This window comes from Gemmatimonadaceae bacterium (assembly GCA_040882285.1).
Lineage (GTDB): Bacteria > Gemmatimonadota > Gemmatimonadetes > Gemmatimonadales > Gemmatimonadaceae > JACDCY01.
In genome coordinates, this window is the sequence record JBBEBQ010000025.1 from 158,758 (window position 1) to 175,608 (window position 16,851).

The 16,851-nt window shown below is 67.0% G+C and carries 14 protein-coding genes; 3 read left to right on the top strand and 11 right to left on the bottom strand.

Annotation, left to right across the window (positions count from 1 at the left end):
* The first annotated feature begins 182 nt into the window (after window positions 1-182).
* Together WEA80_12720 and WEA80_12725 are read left to right on the top strand one after the other, a co-directional pair.
* The gene (locus WEA80_12720) at window positions 183-2,609 is read left to right on the top strand and encodes a protein kinase (protein ID MEX1187446.1); all 2,427 of its coding nucleotides are present in this window, start codon (window positions 183-185) and stop codon (window positions 2,607-2,609) included.
* Window positions 2,606-3,481, top strand: a complete 876-nt coding sequence (locus WEA80_12725) for an alpha/beta hydrolase (GenBank protein MEX1187447.1) — start codon at window positions 2,606-2,608, stop codon at window positions 3,479-3,481. The genes WEA80_12720 and WEA80_12725 overlap by 4 nt, the downstream gene beginning before the upstream one ends.
* A gap of 30 nt (window positions 3,482-3,511) precedes the next feature.
* Here WEA80_12725 and WEA80_12730 read toward each other — a convergent pair whose 3' ends face one another.
* From WEA80_12730 to WEA80_12740, 3 genes are all read right to left on the bottom strand, one after another.
* On the bottom strand, window positions 3,512-4,495 hold the full coding sequence (locus WEA80_12730; GenBank protein MEX1187448.1) for a hypothetical protein: 984 nt from the start codon (window positions 4,493-4,495) through the stop codon (window positions 3,512-3,514).
* Window positions 4,492-4,848, bottom strand: a complete 357-nt coding sequence (locus tag WEA80_12735; GenBank protein MEX1187449.1) for a hypothetical protein — start codon at window positions 4,846-4,848, stop codon at window positions 4,492-4,494. Before WEA80_12735 ends, WEA80_12730 begins: the two co-directional genes overlap by 4 nt.
* A gap of 270 nt (window positions 4,849-5,118) precedes the next feature.
* On the bottom strand, window positions 5,119-6,564 hold the full coding sequence (locus tag WEA80_12740; protein MEX1187450.1) for a DASS family sodium-coupled anion symporter: 1,446 nt from the start codon (window positions 6,562-6,564) through the stop codon (window positions 5,119-5,121).
* Window positions 6,565-6,793: 229 nt separating this feature from the next.
* Between WEA80_12740 and WEA80_12745 the strand changes: the two genes are divergently transcribed.
* Window positions 6,794-7,591: a hypothetical protein gene (locus WEA80_12745; protein ID MEX1187451.1), complete on the top strand. Its 798-nt coding sequence runs from the start codon at window positions 6,794-6,796 to the stop codon at window positions 7,589-7,591.
* Between the two features lie 18 nt (window positions 7,592-7,609).
* On the opposite strand, the gene WEA80_12750 is transcribed toward WEA80_12745, so the two are convergent.
* From WEA80_12750 to pth, 8 genes are all read right to left on the bottom strand, one after another.
* Window positions 7,610-8,962: a Na+/H+ antiporter NhaC family protein gene (locus WEA80_12750; GenBank protein ID MEX1187452.1), complete on the bottom strand. Its 1,353-nt coding sequence runs from the start codon at window positions 8,960-8,962 to the stop codon at window positions 7,610-7,612.
* Window positions 8,963-8,965: 3 nt separating this feature from the next.
* The gene (locus WEA80_12755) at window positions 8,966-9,460 is read right to left on the bottom strand and encodes a hypothetical protein (GenBank protein MEX1187453.1); all 495 of its coding nucleotides are present in this window, start codon (window positions 9,458-9,460) and stop codon (window positions 8,966-8,968) included.
* 56 nt (window positions 9,461-9,516) lie between these two features.
* Window positions 9,517-9,774: a hypothetical protein gene (locus WEA80_12760; GenBank protein MEX1187454.1), complete on the bottom strand. Its 258-nt coding sequence runs from the start codon at window positions 9,772-9,774 to the stop codon at window positions 9,517-9,519.
* A gap of 23 nt (window positions 9,775-9,797) precedes the next feature.
* Complete coding sequence (locus tag WEA80_12765; protein ID MEX1187455.1) at window positions 9,798-11,105, bottom strand: hypothetical protein; 1,308 nt, start codon at window positions 11,103-11,105, stop codon at window positions 9,798-9,800.
* A 114-nt stretch (window positions 11,106-11,219) separates the two neighbouring features.
* On the bottom strand, window positions 11,220-12,431 hold the full coding sequence (gene rocD, locus WEA80_12770) for an ornithine--oxo-acid transaminase (protein MEX1187456.1): 1,212 nt from the start codon (window positions 12,429-12,431) through the stop codon (window positions 11,220-11,222).
* Window positions 12,432-12,458: 27 nt separating this feature from the next.
* Window positions 12,459-13,559 carry a redox-regulated ATPase YchF gene (gene ychF / locus WEA80_12775; GenBank protein ID MEX1187457.1) on the bottom strand — a complete coding sequence of 367 codons (1,101 nt, stop codon included), beginning with the start codon at window positions 13,557-13,559 and terminating at the stop codon, window positions 12,459-12,461.
* A gap of 539 nt (window positions 13,560-14,098) precedes the next feature.
* Window positions 14,099-16,174 (bottom strand): sodium-translocating pyrophosphatase, encoded by a 2,076-nt coding sequence (locus WEA80_12780; GenBank protein ID MEX1187458.1) that lies wholly within the window; start codon window positions 16,172-16,174, stop codon window positions 14,099-14,101.
* The gene (gene pth, locus WEA80_12785; GenBank protein MEX1187459.1) at window positions 16,171-16,758 is read right to left on the bottom strand and encodes an aminoacyl-tRNA hydrolase; all 588 of its coding nucleotides are present in this window, start codon (window positions 16,756-16,758) and stop codon (window positions 16,171-16,173) included. Before pth ends, WEA80_12780 begins: the two co-directional genes overlap by 4 nt.
* Window positions 16,759-16,851 lie beyond the last annotated feature (93 nt).

Genomic DNA, 16,851 nt, shown 5'->3' on the forward strand with positions numbered 1-16,851 from the left:
TGATGCTGTGCTGACAATCTGGCCATCTGACTTCTGGTATCTCACATCTTGGATTCCTCTGACAAGTCACGTGGGCTCCCGGCAGCCAGATCAGCTCCTTTCATCCGCGACGCGGCCGAGGCGTGGAACAGTGGCTGATAGGCGCCTTATATTCGACTGCCTCTCAAAGTGCGGGCTACCGCATGCCGGCTGATCTCCGCGCGCAACTCGAATCCAGTTTTCGCGGCCAGTACACCATCGAGCGCGAGCTCGGTGGCGGTAACATGGCGCGCGTCTTCGTGGCTACGGATCACGGCCTCGGGCGCCGCGTAGTTATCAAGGTGCTGTCCGGCGAGCTCGCGGAGGGGCTCTCCGTCAAGCGCTTCAGCCGCGAGATCAGGCTCGCGGCCTCGCTCCAGCAGGCGAATATCGTTCCCGTCCTCTCCGCCGGCGAAGCGGGTGGTGTGCCGCACTACACGATGCCGTATGTGGAAGGGTCGTCGCTCCGCGAGCGGCTCGCGCTGGAGGGCGGGCCGTCACTCGTGGAGACTCTCGGAATCCTGCGCGACCTGGCCCGCGCGCTGGCATACGCGCACGACCGTGGCGTCGTACATCGGGACATCAAGCCGGAGAACGTGCTGCTCTCCGGCGGTGCGGCGGTGGTGACCGATTTCGGAATCGCCAAGGCGCTGGCGAATGCGCGCGGGGAGCCCGCCGGCCCTGCGACTGGCGGAACGGGCACCGTGACACAGTCGGGGGTAGCCGTCGGCACGCCGGCCTACATGGCTCCGGAGCAGATCGCGGGTGACCCGCAGGTGGATCACAGGGCGGATCTGTATTCTTTTGGCTGCGTCGCCTACGAGCTCATAGCCGGAGAGCCGCCTTTCGCCGGACGCTCGATACAGGCGCTATTCACGGCGCACCTTACCGAGCAGCCTGCGCCAGTCACGGAGAAGCATCCGGAGTGTCCCCGCGCGCTCGCGCGACTCGTAATGAGCTGTCTCGAGAAGGATCCGGCCGCGCGGCCCCAGTCGGCGCACGAGATCCTCACGGCGCTGAACACGGTGGCGACGCACGCGACGCCAGTCGAGCGATTCTGGCACGCGCGCACACGCAGACAGCGCCTCGCCGTTTCCGGGTTGTTGCTGCTGGTCGCGCTCGGCGCTACGGCGTTCGTGGTGAGCGCCCGCATACAGAGCATGCGCGCCGAATCTGCCGCGCTGTCCGTGGCAGTCGTGCCGTTCCTGAATCTCAGCGGCGACCCGGCGCACGAATATCTCGGCGACGGGATGGCCGACGAGCTGGCGACGGCGCTCGGCAAGGTGCCGGGAATCCGCATCGCTTCGCGCAGTCTTGGCTACCGTTACAAGGGGCGGCGTGATCTCGACGCGCGGGAGATGGGACGCGCGCTGTCGGCGAATTATGTGCTGCAGGGATCGGTACGGCCGGTACGGGACCGGATCCGTGTGTCCGTACAGCTCACCAATGCAGCGGACAACAGCGAGACCTGGAGCGAGACTTATGACCGGGCCGGCGCCGATGCGTTCGCCGTGCAGAACGACGTAGCCAACGCCGTCGTGGACGCGTTGCGTCGGCGCCTCCGTCTTGCCCCCGAAGCCGTGGCCGCCGCGGTACCGGCTCGCGGCACCTCCTCCGCTCAGGCGTACGACGCATACCTCCGCGGCCGCTACCTGCTGAGGCGACGAGGGGCAGGCACACGGCAAGCGGCGGAGCACTTCGAGCGGTCGATCGCGCTCGACAGCAACTTCGCCGCGGCGCACGCGGCGCTCGCGCTCGCGCTGGAGCTGTTGCCGTATTTCGAGCCGGTGGACGCGCGCGCACTCGGGGTCCGCGCGATGCGCGTGGCTCGCCGGGCGCTGGCGCTCGACAGCTCGCTCGCGGAGGCACATACCGCTCTGGCCATGGCTTATCAGCATTCGTACCGCTGGGCCGAGGCGGAGCGGGAGTATCGCCGGGCCGTCGCGGCGGGGCCCGCTGATCCGGACACGCACATTCAGTACGGCCGCTTCCGTTGGTACACGGGACGACTCAGCGACGCGCTGCCTGCCTTCGAGAGGGCGCGCGCGATCGACCCGTATTCCGCGGTGGCGTCAGCCTGGGTCGGTCATCTTCTCTTTCTGAGCGGCAGGCGCAGCGCCGGCATGATCGAGCTGCGCCGCGCGCTGGAGTTCGAGCCTGTCAACCCACCGGCACTCGTCATGATGGCTGAAGCATTCCGGTTGCAGGGACAGCGCGACTCCTCCCGCGTGTACGCGGAGCGGCTCTGGAGAGGCGTACCCGCGTGGCGACCCGTCGCGGCGGCCGCGCTGGCCGAGTTGGGTGAGGCCGACCGGGCGCTCGCGTGGCTGCGAGCGTTCGAGACCGGACCGGCGCCCGAACACACCGTGATTAACGCGATTGGGGTATACGCCGGGCTGCGGGACAGCACGCGCATGCTGGCCGCTATGGAAGAGGCGACCCGGCGCGGCGAGATCTGGCCAACTTATTTTTCGCTCAACGAGCCGCGCTTCGACTTCGTGCGAAGCAGCGGACGCTTCGCAGCCATCGTTCGCGGCGCCGGGCTGGACGAGCGCCTATTCACGGCTCCGGGAGCCGGGAGGTCACAATGATTCGAGTTGCGGTGGTTGGACTGGCGTTCGGCATCGTGCTCTCGACGCCTGTCTCCGCGCAGACGGGTGAGATCGACGCCGGTGACGCCCGAATCAACTATTTGTCGTCCGGGCACGGTCATGCCGTGGTACTCATTCACGGGTGGGCGCTGCATCTACGCGAATGGGACGATCAGATCAGAGCGCTGTCCCCGGAATTTCGAGTGGTCGCGTATGATCGGCGCGGATTCGGAAGATCCACCGGCTTCGCCGACATTTCAGCGGACCCCGGGGATCTCGCGCTTCTGCTCGATACGTTGGGAATCCGGTCGGCCGTGCTCGTCGGGCACTCCGCTGGCGCAGACGTGGCATACCGTTTCGCCGCGGCATTTCCGGGGCGAGTGGACGGACTGGTGCTGTACGGCGGTCCGCCGCCCAGCGGCTTTCCGGCGCTTCCCGCAGGTCCGTTTGCGCAAGATCCTCGCAGGGCAATCGCGCGGGAGCACGGTGTCGACTCCTTGATGAAATTCGTCACCTCCTTGCCGCAGTTTCAGCCCGGACCGAACCGGACGGCGGCCACGGCCGCGAGACTGAACAGCATCGTACGCCAATATTCAGGACGCGATCTGCTCGAAGATCACCCTCTATCCGGGCGCTTTTCGCCAGCGGCGCTCGACGCAGTGAGGCAATGGCGGATGCCGATCCTGTACATAAGCGGCGAAAGAGAAGCGCCCCGCTGGTTGCAGGTGACTGATTCGCTCGTGCGGTGGCTGCCGAACGCAAGGAGGGTGTTGGTGCCCGGTGGCGGGCACGGCGTTCATTTCGACGAGCCCGACCGGTTCAATCAAGCGCTGCTCGCGTTCTTGCGTGAACTGCCAAGAGACAAACCGTAAGGCTACTCGATCCTCAATCCCAAGTGAACGTCACCGGAATTGGCCCTCACGCCGTGCCGTGATCCGCGCCATGACCATGTCCACCAGCGGGCGGACCACGTCCGCGTCCGACGCCACGTGAGCCCCGGGGAGCCACATAAGCTCCTTCGGCTCCCTCGCGGCGCGAAACAGCGAAAGAACCGCTTCCTTCGGCAACCGCTCATCGTCCGCGGCGTTGATCATGATGAAGGGACGCGGGCTGATACGCCCAACCCATCGCTCGGGCGTGATGCGCGGTCCTGACATCGCGAGCGTTCCGATGCTTGCCGCGAGGAAGCGCGCCGGCGCCGACGGGATGATCTCCCGCAGGCTGTACACCAGCGGCGTGAACGTGCCGCCGGATCCGTGCAGCGCCCACACGCGGGTCACGCGCGAGTCCAGCGCGCTCGCGATGATGACGAACGGCACGCCCAAGCTCACGCCGATCGCTTCGACCTGGCTACTGTCCACGTCGGGCCGCGCGAGCAAATCGTCGAGCGCGAGCATCAGCGCAGCGGGCGTGTCGAAGAACGCCTGCCGTACCTGCGGGATCGCGCGGATCACGCCCGCTCCCTTGGGCTTCGGGTCCCCGGCGTACGGGTACGACAGCGCCACCGCCATGACGCCGCGCGTGTTCTCCAGCAGCCGCACGGCGTCCTGCCCCGTGTTGCGCCCGCCTAGCAGAAGCGCCAGTGGCAGCCTCGCGCCGGAATCCGCCACATGCCGCTTGGTGGTCATGCTGACCGTCAGGCCGCTGCTGCTCCTGAGCCGGACGACCTGCACGTAGTGCGAGTCGGCGAGCTCGAGCGTGTCTTCGTATGCAGCGACGAGTGAGCCGCGCCGGTCCAGGATCGTCGGCGCGGGATCGCGCAGAAGCCATGCTGCGCCCGCGGCGGCCGCCAGGATGAGAGCGAGGACGATCACATCCGCGGCGCCGCGCCGCGCCCCGCGCCGCCGGGCGCGACTCGTTGCCGCGCCCGGCGTCGCAGCCCTCATGCGCCGGCCAGGACCTCGCCCAGTGCTTCCAGCCGCTCCGACCAATACGCCTTCATGCGCTCAGCGGTCTCCTTGTCGGACAGCTTGGCGTGCTGCACCGCGACCGAGCTCTTCGACTTTCCCTTGGCCGTGAACCAGACCGCTACGATCCCGCCGTCGCTCATACCGGCGAGCGCGGCGAAGTCCTTCGACTTGGGCGGCACGGCAGCGGTACGCGCGGCGCCGGCGGCGCGCGCGGTCCTGGCCCGGGGCGTTTGGGTGATTTGCGCGCGCGCGGTGGTGTAGGCTTCGCCAGTCTTCCGCATGCGGGCGCGAACGAGGCGCTTGAGATCCTTGTTGGCAGGCATCGTCATGTCTCCTTTGGGTACACCACGGGCCACTCCCCAGCAGCGCGCCATGGTGGACGCAAAAGAATGACGACACTGATCCGGGAGTGTGCCCCCCTTTGCCTCGCATTCGACTCCTGCTGGGGCGGAGTCTCAAGAGGTTGGGCGCGGATCGCCGCCACCGAAACGATGGCTGGCTCGGGCGCGATCGTCAAGCGGCGCAGAAGCTCGAGCGGGTCAGTCCTGCCGCACAGTCCTCAGTCCGCAATCCGAAGTGAACGTGACCGGAATCATGAACTAAGTGAAGATCCTCCCCGCGAGGACGTAAACGACCAGCGGAAGCAGGACGATAAAGAAGATGTTCAGCCACACCCCGGCTCTCGCCATCTGTGGGACCGTGAGCGCGCCGGTGCCATAGACGATCGCGTTCGGCGGCGTGGCGACCGGCAGCATGAACGCGCAGCTCGCGGCGAGCGCGGTCGGAATCGCGAGCATCAAGGGGTCCGCTCCTATGCCGACCGCCAGCGAAGCTACGACTGGAAGGAATGCCGCGGCGGTCGCGGTGTTGCTCGTCAGCTCGGTCAGAAAGATCACGACCGCGGTCACCACCAGGATCACCAGCAGCAGCGGCCATCCGGCCAATGCTCCCAGCTCTCCACCGATCCAGCCCGCGAGGCCGGTCTGCTGGATCGCGGCCGCGAGCGAGAGTCCGCCGCCGAACAGGATGAGCACCGACCACGGGAGGCGCTCGGCCTGCTTCCATGTCAGCGCGACGCGGGGCGAGCGCCATGACAGCGGCACGATGAACATCAGCAGGGCTCCGGTTATGGCGATTCCGGTATCCGTTATCGCGGGCACCCACCGCTCGATGATCGGACGGGTCACCCACGCCGCCGCGGTCAGCGCGGTTATCGTCCCGACTGTCCATTCGGCCCGCGTCATCACGCCGAGCGCGTGCCGCTCCTCGCGCAGCATCGCGGCTCCGCCCGCGACCGGGTCGGAGCCGACGGGATGCAGCCACTTGGTGAGCAGCAGCCACGCGACGGGAAGTGCCAGCAGCACGATCGGCACGCCGAGGAACATCCACTCCACGAAGCCGATGCGAACGCCGTACGTCTCCGACATGAAGCCAGCGAGCAGCGCGTTTGGCGGCGTGCCGATGAGTGTGCCGAGCCCGCCGATGCTGGCCGAGTACGCGATTCCGAGCAGCAGCGCCACGCCGAACGCGCTGATTCGCGTGTCGCCCGCCGCATGGTCACCGTCACGCGCGAGCGCCATGACCGACGTGGCCATCGGCAGCATCATGACGACGGTTGCCGTATTGCTCACCCACATGCTGATGAAGGCGGTGGCGACCATGAAGCCGAGAATCAGATTGGCCGGCTTCGTACCGACTACGCCGAGCACCCCCAACGCCATGCGCTTGTGCAGCCCGCAACTCTCGAGCGCCATCGCGATCAGGAAGCCGCCAAGAAAGAGGTAGATCACGGGATTCGCGTACGGCGCCGTTGTCGCCGCGACCGTCGCGATGCCGAGCAGGGGGAAGAGCACGATCGGCAGCAGCGCCGTCGCGGGGATCGGGATCGCCTCGGTGATCCACCATGTCGCCATGAGCGCGCCCACGGCCGCTGTGCGCCAGGCGAGGAGCGACATGCCCTCGGGCGGCGCCAGCAGAAGCATGACAGCGAAGAGCAGCGGTCCCCCCGCGAGCCCCACCCGCCCGCGGGTGAGAGTGGCCGTCATCGAGAACGATCGGCGGAGGGAAGGGTGGCGGGCGTCATTGCGCCCGACACGCTGCAGCGCAGCGTGTAGCGCCGCAAGGGCCTATGGCGCGGGCGGCTCCGGCTCCCGACATTGGAGCTTCATGAACACGACATCGACGCGAGTACGAATCGCCCGGGCGGCGAGCGCCAGTGTGGCTTTGCTGCTTGCCCCGAGCAGCTGCGCTCGAGAGCCAGCCCCGGACCCGCGCGTGCAGCGCAGCGTGCTCGCGGAGCACACTTACCTTCTGTCCGCGCCGGAAGGAAACCTGGTGATGTACAATGGGCCCGCGTCGGTAGTGGTCGCCGGAGTTCAGTCGCCGACCCTGGTGCGGGCCGCATTGCGGGAGATGGGTTCGCGCGGCGACCGCCGGCTTTACGTGATCGCGCTCGCGGCGGACAGCGCCCCGCGGTACGGCGACGGCGGTTGGGGCGGGCGCGGGGCGGTGACCATCGCTCACGAGAAGCTGCGGACGCGCATGGTGCAGGCGATCGGAAAGGACACGGGGACAGTGCAGCCCGCATCGGTCGGGTATTCCCAGGTCATCCAGATCTACATCCCGGGCGTGGCGACGCATGCCGTGGCGCAGGCTCCGGGAATCTCGGATTCCGACGCGAGCGTTCACTTCCATTCCAGCAAGGTGTTGATGCTGGCGAACATGTTTGCCGCCGATGGCTATCCGGCCATCGACACGACCAGCGGCGGCAGCTTCCTCGGCCTGCTCGGCGTGACGCAATGGTTCGCCGAAAATTTCAAGGACGAGGACGTGGTGATTCCGGCCCGCGGCCCGGCGCTGCGCGGCCGCGACCTGCGGAACTACGTGGAGATGCTGGAATCCGTGCGCGACCGCGTGCAGCCGCTCGTGACGGACGGCCGTACGCTCCCCGAGATAATCGCGGCGAAGCCGCTGGCCGATCTCGACGCTCGGTGGGGGCGGGGGCCGGTCAGCGCTTCCGCGTTCCTCGCCGCGGTGGTTCACTCGCTACGGACGGGGCCGCCCCCGGGATGAGACAAGAGGTTATGTGATTCATCCCGCCAGGGCGATCCCCACCATGCCCACGATGGCGACCAGCAGCGCCCCGGGCAGGGCGAATCTGATCCAGCGCCCGTAGCTGACTCTGGCGCCGAGCAACATCGCGAGCAGGGCACCGTTGGTCGGGGTGATCATGTCCGTCAGACCCGCGCCGGTCTGATAGGCGATCACTGCCGCGTCACGGCTGATCCCGAGCAGGTCGGAGAGCGGCGCCATGATCGGCATCGTGAGAACCGCCTGCCCGCTCACCGACGGGACGGGGACGTGCAGAATCGCCTGCACGGGAATCATCATCAGCGCCGCGGCCAGCCCTGGAAGGTGGGCGAGCGGTGTCGCGAGCCCGTGCACGATCGTGTCGATCACGCGCCCATCCGTGAACACGAGGCTGATTGCCCGCGCCACGCCCACGAACAGTGCCGCCCCGACCATCGCTTCCATCCCTTTGAGAAAGGCGGCCGCGGTCGAGGAGAGGCTCATTCCGGCGACGAGTCCCACGGCGAAGCCGGCCACGAGAAACAGCGCCGACAGCTCGTTGAATCCCCAGTCGTATCTCACCACACCTACCACGTACGCGATGAAGGGCACGATCACGATCGCCAGCAGAACGATGTCGCGGATCGTGGCGCGTTCGGTTGGTGCGACGGTCACTTCAGGGCTGACCTCGTCGCGCGCCGCCATCGCCAGCGTCCACCCGATCCACACCGCCACGGCCGCGGCAAAGAGGCTGAACCGCAGTACGGGCAGCGAGAGCGGCGGAAGCTCGGCGAAGCGGAGCGCGATTCCCGTCTGGAACGGATTCGTCGGCCCGAATGCCGAGCCGACCACCGCCGCGCCCACGCTCATCCCGAGGGCGGTGATCGCGCCGAATCCCAGCCCCTGGCTCAACACGACCAATACCGGAATCAGGGCGATGATCTCCTCGTGCATGTTCTCGAGCGCGCCCAGAATCGCGAAGGCCAGACTGACGGCGATCACGACGGTTCGCGGTCGCCGGGTGCGGCCCACGAGCGAGCCGACCAGCCGGCCCAGCGCCCCGGTCGCGTCGAGCAGAACGAATGCGCCGCCGACGAAGAGGATCACGACGATTATGTCCGCCCCGGCGACGATCCCGCGTGGCACCGCGAGCACGGCGTCCCCGATTCCCACGGGCGCGGCCGCGGTCGGAGCGTACGTTCCGGCAACGACGACTTCGCGTCCCGTCGCCGGGTCGGTGCGTCGCTCGTACGTCCCCGCCGGCAGGATCCACGTTAGGATCGCCGCGACACCGACGGCGAACAGCAGGAGGACCAGCGGGTGCGGCAGCCGGAGTCTTGCCTGCGGCGTCGGCGCGGACGTCGATGCTAACATGCGCTAGAGCTCGCGCGAATGCGCGTGTTCTCCAGCTCGATGATCGCGGCGCTGGAACTCGAGGAACGAGTGCACCGCTGACAGCGCCGCGGAATCGGTCGTGAGGATCCGGACCTGCGCGCCGCGCGGCAGCGTATCGGCCATGTATCGGATGCTCGCGCGCCGCGCGGCCAGCATCGCGGTGCCGGGAACTTCCATTGCGTGCACCATTCCGGGGATCGAGAAATCGCCGGCGGAGAAGCGCCGCGCGATGTCCCGCATGTGCGCGCGAATCGTCGCGGTCCCGGCGGAATCGACGGAATCGCGCTGCAGCACGATTCGGCCGCCGTCGGGCAGCGACTCGAAGACGTGGGACGACGTGTACTGGTCCACGCCCATGGCCGTCGCGCCGCGCTCCTGAAGCGCGGCAAACGCGGAGTCGGCGGACGTCCCGGGCGTCTCCGTGCGCGCGCGCCCGCACGCGATGACGAGGGACGCGAGAAGCGCGACGGTCCGCATCCGTCTACGCGACCGGATCGAGGAAGGCACGGCCGTCGGTCACGGACCGTACGCGGTCACCGCTTCGGCGGCTCGTCGTCGTCCTCGAGCTCGACTATGTACGCCGGCAGCTTACCGGAGGCCATCAGCCCGAGTATCGTCCCGACCAGCGCGAACACGAGCGTCATGAGCAGCCAGCCGATCACCCCGAGCTCCTCCCGCCCTGACGCCGTGCCGAACGCCGAGTACGTAACGAAGCCCCACATAACCAGGAGCATCGGGACGATGATCCATAGGATCCACTTCGGGAGATACGCTTTCATCCGCTTGGCCACGTCGCTCCTCCCGGGAAAATCGCCTAATTACCGGCGGAGTTCCCGAATCTCGGGTTGACCACGTTGTTGTAGATCGAGCCAAAAGTGTACGACAGCCCCGCGCCGAGGAAGTACTGGTACGACGTGGCGAGCTGCCGCCGGCGGAGGAGGACTTCCTCGTCCGTCGCGCCACCCTTCGCGAGATACAGCTGGTCGCGCAGCAGCGATATGTAGCCGAACAGATTGAGGCTCAGCCCGCGGAACAGCCGCACGTCGAACTCGGGGTTGAACTGCAGCCGGTTCTTCTTGGGATCGTCGAGTAGCGCCCGGCCCTCCAGCGATATGCTGACCGAGCCCCACGGCTGGCGCGTGTCGAGCGACGCGAGCACTGAGTGATCGCCGCGGGTCTCCTGGATCTTGTCGAAGATCGTCGAGTCCTCGTACCGGTAGTGCGTCGCGCCTATGGCGTACTGCAGGCGGAGCTGCCGCCGGGTGGATTCCGAGTAGGGATAGATGTTGTACTCTACCGCCGGCGCGAAGCGGAACGCGAGGTCGGTGTTCTGGTACGTAGACGCCGTTATCGATGAGCGCTGCCCCGCCGACCAGTGCGGGCCGAGACTCTTCACGATCAGCTCGCGGATGCCATAGCCGTGGGAATAGCTGTTGAACTTCGAGCCGTCCTGAAAGGTGAAATTGTTCTGGCCGTAATTACCGTCGAGGGAAAGGTTCGCCTTCCATGCCTCGGAGATGCGATTCGCGGACACGGATCCGTTCACGTTTATCGAGCGGGAGCTTTCCTCGCCATTCAAGTAGCTGTTCGCGCGCGTGCGGAAGACCCACAGGTTCCACTTGTCCCGGGCCGGCGCGGCACCGGCGCCGGCAGCCGCCGCGGGGGCGGTGTAGGTGATCGTCAGCCGCTCGCTTCCCGGACGGCGCGCGACGTAGCGCACCAGCCCGCGCTTGAGCGCTTCGGTGACGACGCGGCGGCGCCGGTCCTGCGAGTCGGACTCCGGCGAGACGGTGACGAGCGTGTCGGATAAGTTCGCGAATTCCTTGAGGCCGATGAACGTCAGCGTGAACTCGCGGGCGTTGGCGGCGGTGGAGCGCGTAATGACGAGGACGTGCACGTCGGCGTCGGCGCGGTCACGCACGTGATCCACCCAGGGGATCTCCGTGCGGGTGAACTCCATGTCGCACTCGTGCTGGCAGTCGAGAAAGACGCGGACGGGCTGTTGGACGGCTGCGTCCTGTGCGTGGATGCGGGCGGACGAAAAGCCGGGCAATAGCGCGGCTATCAATCCAGCGGCGAGCCAGCTGCGGCTCCAGCCACCGCGAACGCATGGAATGTTCATCCGTTAATTTCGCCGCCCGACGCCCGGAGTGCTCGTGAAGATTTCTTAATGTTGCGGGCCGCGCCGCCCTGAAGCGCGGCGGATCCTACTACTGCTGATAGTCCGCCATCGAGGTCAGGCCCTGAACACCTCGCGCAGCCTCTCCACCGCCCACGCCAGATCGTCCCGCTCCACGACCAGCGGCGGCGCGATGCGGATCACCTTGTCGTGCGTCTCCTTGCACAGCATGCCGAGGTCCTTGAGCGCTTCGCAGTATTTGCGCGCGGGAACGGTGAGCTCGATGCCGATCAGCAGCCCGCGCCCGCGCACCTCGCGGATCTCCGGGTGCTCGATCTTCGCGATCTCGCCGAGGAACCACGTGCCGAGCTCGTCCGAGCGCTGCGCGAGCTGCTCGTCGCCGAGCACCCACAACGCCGTGCGCGCGATGGCGCACGCGAGCGGATTGCCGCCGAACGTGCTGCCGTGGCTGCCGGGATCGAATACGGCGAGCAGCTCGCGACTCGACACCACCGCGGACACGGGATAGAACCCGCCCGAGAGCGCCTTGCCGAGGATGTAGACGTCGGGGCGAACGCCGTCGTGATCCGACGCGAACTTGCGACCCGTGCGGCCGAGGCCGGTCTGAATCTCGTCGAGCAACAACAGGACGTTGTTCTTCCTGCACAGCTCCGCCGCCGCCTTGAGATAGCCCGCCGGCGGAATCAGAATCCCGGCCTCGGCCTGGATCGGCTCGACGAGAAACGCGCAGGTGTTCGGCGTGATCGCCTGCTCCAGCGCGGCGATGTCGCCGAACGGGATCGGCACGAAGCCGGGCGTGAACGGCCCGAACCCGTCGCGATACGCCTCCTCCGACGAGAATCCGACGATCGTGGTCGTACGCCCGTGGAAGTTGTTCTCGCACACGATGATCTCGGCCTTGTCCGTCGGGATCTTCTTGGTGCGATAGCCCCAGCGCCGCGCGGTCTTGATCGCGGTCTCGACGGCCTCTGCGCCCGTGTTCATCGGCAGCACCGCTTCCATCCCGCAGAACTCAGCCAGCTCCTTGCAGAAGAGCGGGAGCTGGTCGTTGCGGAACGCGCGCGACGTCAGCGTCACTTTGCGCGCCTGCTCCAGCATCGTCTCGAGGATGCGCGGGTGGCAGTGACCCTGGTTCACCGCGGAGTACGCGCTCAGGCAGTCGAGATACTTCTTTCCGTCGACGTCGTACACCCATGCGCCCTCGCCGCGCTCGATCACGATGTCGAGCGGGTGGTAGTTGTGCGCGCCCCACTTGTCTTCCATCTGGATCAGAGCGTCGGCTTGCACTGGCTGGGCTGTCGTGGTCATCGCGCGGCTCGGCTGGAGATGTCTAAGTTACACGTTGAAGCGGAAAAGCATCACGTCGCCATCCTGTACAACGTATTCCTTGCCCTCGGAGCGCACGAGCCCCTTGTCGCGCGCCTCCTTGAGCCCGCCGCTGGCGAGGAAGTCGTCCAGGCCCACGGTCTCGGCCCGGATGAAGCCGCGCTGGAAGTCGGTATGGATCACGCCCGCTGCTTCAGGCGCCGTGTCCCCGCGATGGATGGTCCAGGCGCGCACTTCCTGCTCGCCGGCCGTGAAGTACGTCTGGAGGCCGAGCAGCTCGTAGCTCGCCTGGATGAGCCGGTCGAGTCCGGCGGAATGGAGCCCGAGCGAGTGGAGAAACTCGTCGCGGTCCTCCGGCGCGAGCTGCGCCAGCTCGGCCTCGATGCGCGCGGAGAAGGGAACCACCTGCGCGTGCTCGCCGCTCTTGCTGATCGCTTCGCGGAGGGCCTCGAGGTGCGGTCCCTCGTCGCCAGAGAGCTCGTGGTCGGTGACGTTGGCTGCGTACAGCACCGGCTTGGCGGTGAGCAGCGTGAGCGGCGCCAGCACGGCGCGCTCTTCCGCGGACAGGCTCGCTTCCCAGAGTCCGCGCCCATCCTTCAGGAACTCGAACGCGCGCTTCAGCACCGGCAGCTCGGCCACCGCCTCCTTCTCGCCGGACTTCGCCGCGCGCGCCGTGCGGTCGAGCCGCTTCTCGACCGTGCCGAGGTCGGCGAGCGCCAGCTCGAACTCGATGACCTCGCGGTCGCGCACGGGATCCACCGAGCCCATCACGTGCGTGACGTCCTCGTCCTCGAAGCAGCGCACGACGTGCACGATCGCGTCGGTCTCGCGGATGTTGGCGAGGAACTTGTTGCCGAGCCCTTCGCCTTCAGCCGCGCCCTTCACGAGTCCCGCGATGTCGACGAACTGCACTACGGCGGGGACGGTTCGTTTCGGCTGTACTATCTCGGCGAGCTGATAGAGGCGGGGATCAGGAACTTCGACCATCCCGACGTTCGGCTCGACGGTGCAGAAGGGATAGTTCGCGGCGTCGGCCGCAGCGGACGTCAGCGCATTGAAAAGCGTCGACTTGCCGACGTTGGGGAGACCGACGATGCCGAGACGAAGCACTGGGAGCTATTGGCTGTTGGCTATTGGCTATTGGCTAACGACCAACAGCGGTCGTCGCGAGAACTCGAATATTAGTGCAATCAAACGATGACGCGGATTCGTCGATCGCTCGAAAACGTGGGCGCATGCAAGACTACCGAAAGCTCCGCGTTTGGCAGGCCGCCCATGCGCTTGTGTTGGGGGTCTACTCAGCCACCAAGCACTTTCCAACTGCGGAACGGTTCGGGTTAACGGCCCAGTTACGCCGCTCGTGCTGCTCGATCCCCGCGAATATCGCGGAGGGAGCGATGCGAAGCTCAGATCCTGGCTTCGGCCATTTCCTTCAGATAGCAGCGGCGTCGGCCAGCGAGTCGGACTATCACCTGCTGCTCGCTCGGGACCTTGGGTACCTCGCACCCGAGGTGCACGAGCAACTCGCCACTGAGCTTCAAGGCCTTCGCCGCGGGATTTCGGCTCTACAGAAATCCCTGAAGAAGAGTCGGTCAGTCAGTAAAGCAGGAGTGGTTAGCTAATGGCCAATAGCCAACCGCCAATAGCTCCTACGCAATAAACCACGGCGCCAGCACCAAACTCACGATCGACATCAGCTTGATGAGAATGTTCATGGACGGGCCCGACGTATCCTTGAACGGGTCGCCGACCGTGTCGCCCACGACCGCGGCCATGTGCGCGTCGGAGCCCTTGCCGCCGTAGAGACCGCCCTCGATCGACTTTTTGGCGTTGTCCCACGCGCCGCCGGCGTTGGCCATGAACAGCGCCAGCATCACGCCCGTCACCGTCGCCCCGGCGAGGAACCCGGCCAGCGCCTCGATTCCCATGAACTTCCCGACCACGACCGGAAGACTGATGGACACGACCCCGGGCACGATCATCTCCTTGAGCGCGCCCTTCGTCGAGATGTCCACGCAGCGCGCGGAGTCGGGCTTGCCCGTTCCCTCCAAGAGGCCGGGGATCTCGTGAAACTGGCGGCGAACTTCTTCCACCATCTTCTCCGCCGCGCGTCCCACCGCGGTCATCGTCGAAGCGCCGATGAAGAAGGGAACCGCTCCGCCGATGAACAGGCCGATCACTACCATCGGGTTGAGCAGGTTCACGCCGGTGTCCGCGAGCCCCACTGCCGACGCGTAGGCGCTGAACAGCGCCAGCGCGGTGATCGCGGCGCTCCCGATCGCGAAGCCCTTGCCGATCGCCGCCGTGGTGTTGCCGAGCGCGTCGAGCCCGTCGGTGATCTTGCGGACCTCGGGTCCGAGGTGGGCCATCTGCGTGATTCCGCCGGCGTTATCCGCGATCGGGCCGTACGCGTCCACGGACATGGTGATGCCGACCGTCGCGAGCATCCCGACGGCCGAGATCGCCACGCCGTACAGGCCTGCCACAGTGAACGCGACGTAGGTCGCGCCGCAGATGAGCAGCACGGGGATTACGACGCTGCGCATTCCGATCGCCAGTCCGGCGATGATGTTCGTGGCCGGCCCGCGCTGCGACGCCGCGGCGATGACGCCGACCGGGCGCGAAGCGGTGTAGTACTCGGTCGCCAGCCCGATGGCGAGGCCGGCGACCGTTCCCGCCACGATCGCCCAGAAGGGGCCGAGCGCTCCAAAGGTGGCGCCGTCAGCCGCGACATTGGTGAACGGGATGTTGAGCGTGATGATGTAGGCGAAGACGAGAAACAGCACCGCGGAGACGATCGTCACGGTGCGCAGCGCGGTCGCGGGATTTCCGCGCGCCAGGAGGCGCACCATGAACACGCCGACGAGCGACGCCGCCAGTCCGGAGATCACGTACGCGAGCGGCAGCACCATCGCGGGCAGGATGTTCCCTCCGGCGATCGCGGCCGACGACACGGCGATGGAGATCGTCGCGATGATGGAGCCGACGTAGCTCTCGAAGATGTCGGCGCCCATGCCGGCGACGTCGCCCACGTTGTCGCCGACGTTGTCCGCGATCGTCGCGGGGTTGCGCGGATCGTCCTCGGGGATTCCCGCTTCCACTTTGCCCACGAGATCGGCGCCGACGTCGGCCGCCTTCGTGTAGATGCCGCCGCCGACGCGCGCGAACAGCGCGATCGAGCTGGCGCCCATGGCGAATCCGGAGATCACCTCCGAGAAGGCCCGCGGGTCGCTGCCGCTGGCGTCCGCCCACAGCAGGGCGAACACCGCGCCGATTCCCAGGATGCCGAGCGACGCGACGCTGAGACCCATGACCGCGCCGCCGTTGAAGGCGATCTGCAGCGCCGACGCCTGGCCTGCCTCGCGCGCGGCTTCGCTGGTGCGGACGTTGGCGCGCGTCGCCGCCTGCATGCCCGCCAGACCGGCCAGCACCGAGGAGAAGCCGCCGCCGAGGTACGCCATCGCGGTCCGGGGTCCGATCGCCCACGCGAGCAGTCCCGCGACGACCAGGAGGAAGGGGAGCAGCACGGTGTACTCGCGCCTGAGAAACGCCATCGCCCCTTCGTGGATCCGCTCGGAGATCTCCTGCATGACCTCCGAGCCGGGCGAGTGGCGGATGATCGACCGATAGACCAGCATGGCCGCGGCCAGTCCGATCAGCCCGATCCACCACGCCGAGTTGGCGAGGTTCACCAACCCGTTCGACCCGATTACCGCTTCGTTCATGATTTCTTTTCCCTGTTGTGAACGTTCATCGCCACGTCGACGCCCTCCCTGACCCACAGCTCCACGGCGTCGGTGAGCCGCGGCAACAACTCGACAATCATATCACCTTCGTCCCGCGCGAACGGCGCGAGCACGAAGCTGGCCAGATCGCGGTAAATGCCGGCCCGCTCGGGAGACGGCCCCACACCGATCCGCAGCCGCGCATACTCGCGGCTGCCCAGCGCTTCCTCCACGCTCTTCAACCCGTTATGTCCGCCCGCGCTGCCGTGCGCGCGCAGCCGGTAGCGTCCCACCTGCAGCGCCACTTCGTCGACGACGGCGAGGAGGTCCTTCGAATGGTCCCAGCCGGCCTTGCGGGCGTACGGCCGCAGCGCGATTCCGCTCAGGTTCATGTACGTCCGCGGCTTCACGAGCCGGACGTGCGTCCGGCCGATCATCCCCGAGGACAGGTACGAGTCCCCGTCCCGCTTCCACCGGTCGAACCGCCAGACGTCGGCGCAGTGGTCCACTACCCACCAGCCGACGTTGTGCCGGGTGGCCTCGTACTCGCGTCCAGGGTTGCCGAGGCCGAGGATGACTTTCACGGGCTAACGGGTGACTAGTGACTCGTGACTAGTGACTAGTAACTGCGAACGGCCAGGAGGTTCGGGCTCGATGGCAGTTCACCAGTCACTAGT

What these genes read in the sequence shown, in the direction of transcription:
- WEA80_12720 (MEX1187446.1), top strand. Translation starts at nt 183, where the DNA reads ATGCCGGCTGATCTCCGCGCGCAACTCGAATCCAGTTTTCGCGGCCAG.
- WEA80_12725 (MEX1187447.1), top strand. Translation starts at nt 2,606, where the DNA reads ATGATTCGAGTTGCGGTGGTTGGACTGGCGTTCGGCATCGTGCTCTCG.
- WEA80_12730 (MEX1187448.1), bottom strand. Translation starts at nt 4,495, where the DNA reads ATGAGGGCTGCGACGCCGGGCGCGGCAACGAGTCGCGCCCGGCGGCGC.
- WEA80_12735 (MEX1187449.1), bottom strand. Translation starts at nt 4,848, where the DNA reads ATGACGATGCCTGCCAACAAGGATCTCAAGCGCCTCGTTCGCGCCCGC.
- WEA80_12740 (MEX1187450.1), bottom strand. Translation starts at nt 6,564, where the DNA reads ATGACGGCCACTCTCACCCGCGGGCGGGTGGGGCTCGCGGGGGGACCG.
- WEA80_12750 (MEX1187452.1), bottom strand. Translation starts at nt 8,962, where the DNA reads ATGTTAGCATCGACGTCCGCGCCGACGCCGCAGGCAAGACTCCGGCTG.
- WEA80_12755 (MEX1187453.1), bottom strand. Translation starts at nt 9,460, where the DNA reads ATGCGGACCGTCGCGCTTCTCGCGTCCCTCGTCATCGCGTGCGGGCGC.
- WEA80_12765 (MEX1187455.1), bottom strand. Translation starts at nt 11,105, where the DNA reads ATGAACATTCCATGCGTTCGCGGTGGCTGGAGCCGCAGCTGGCTCGCC.
- rocD (MEX1187456.1), bottom strand. Translation starts at nt 12,431, where the DNA reads ATGACCACGACAGCCCAGCCAGTGCAAGCCGACGCTCTGATCCAGATG.
- WEA80_12780 (MEX1187458.1), bottom strand. Translation starts at nt 16,174, where the DNA reads ATGAACGAAGCGGTAATCGGGTCGAACGGGTTGGTGAACCTCGCCAAC.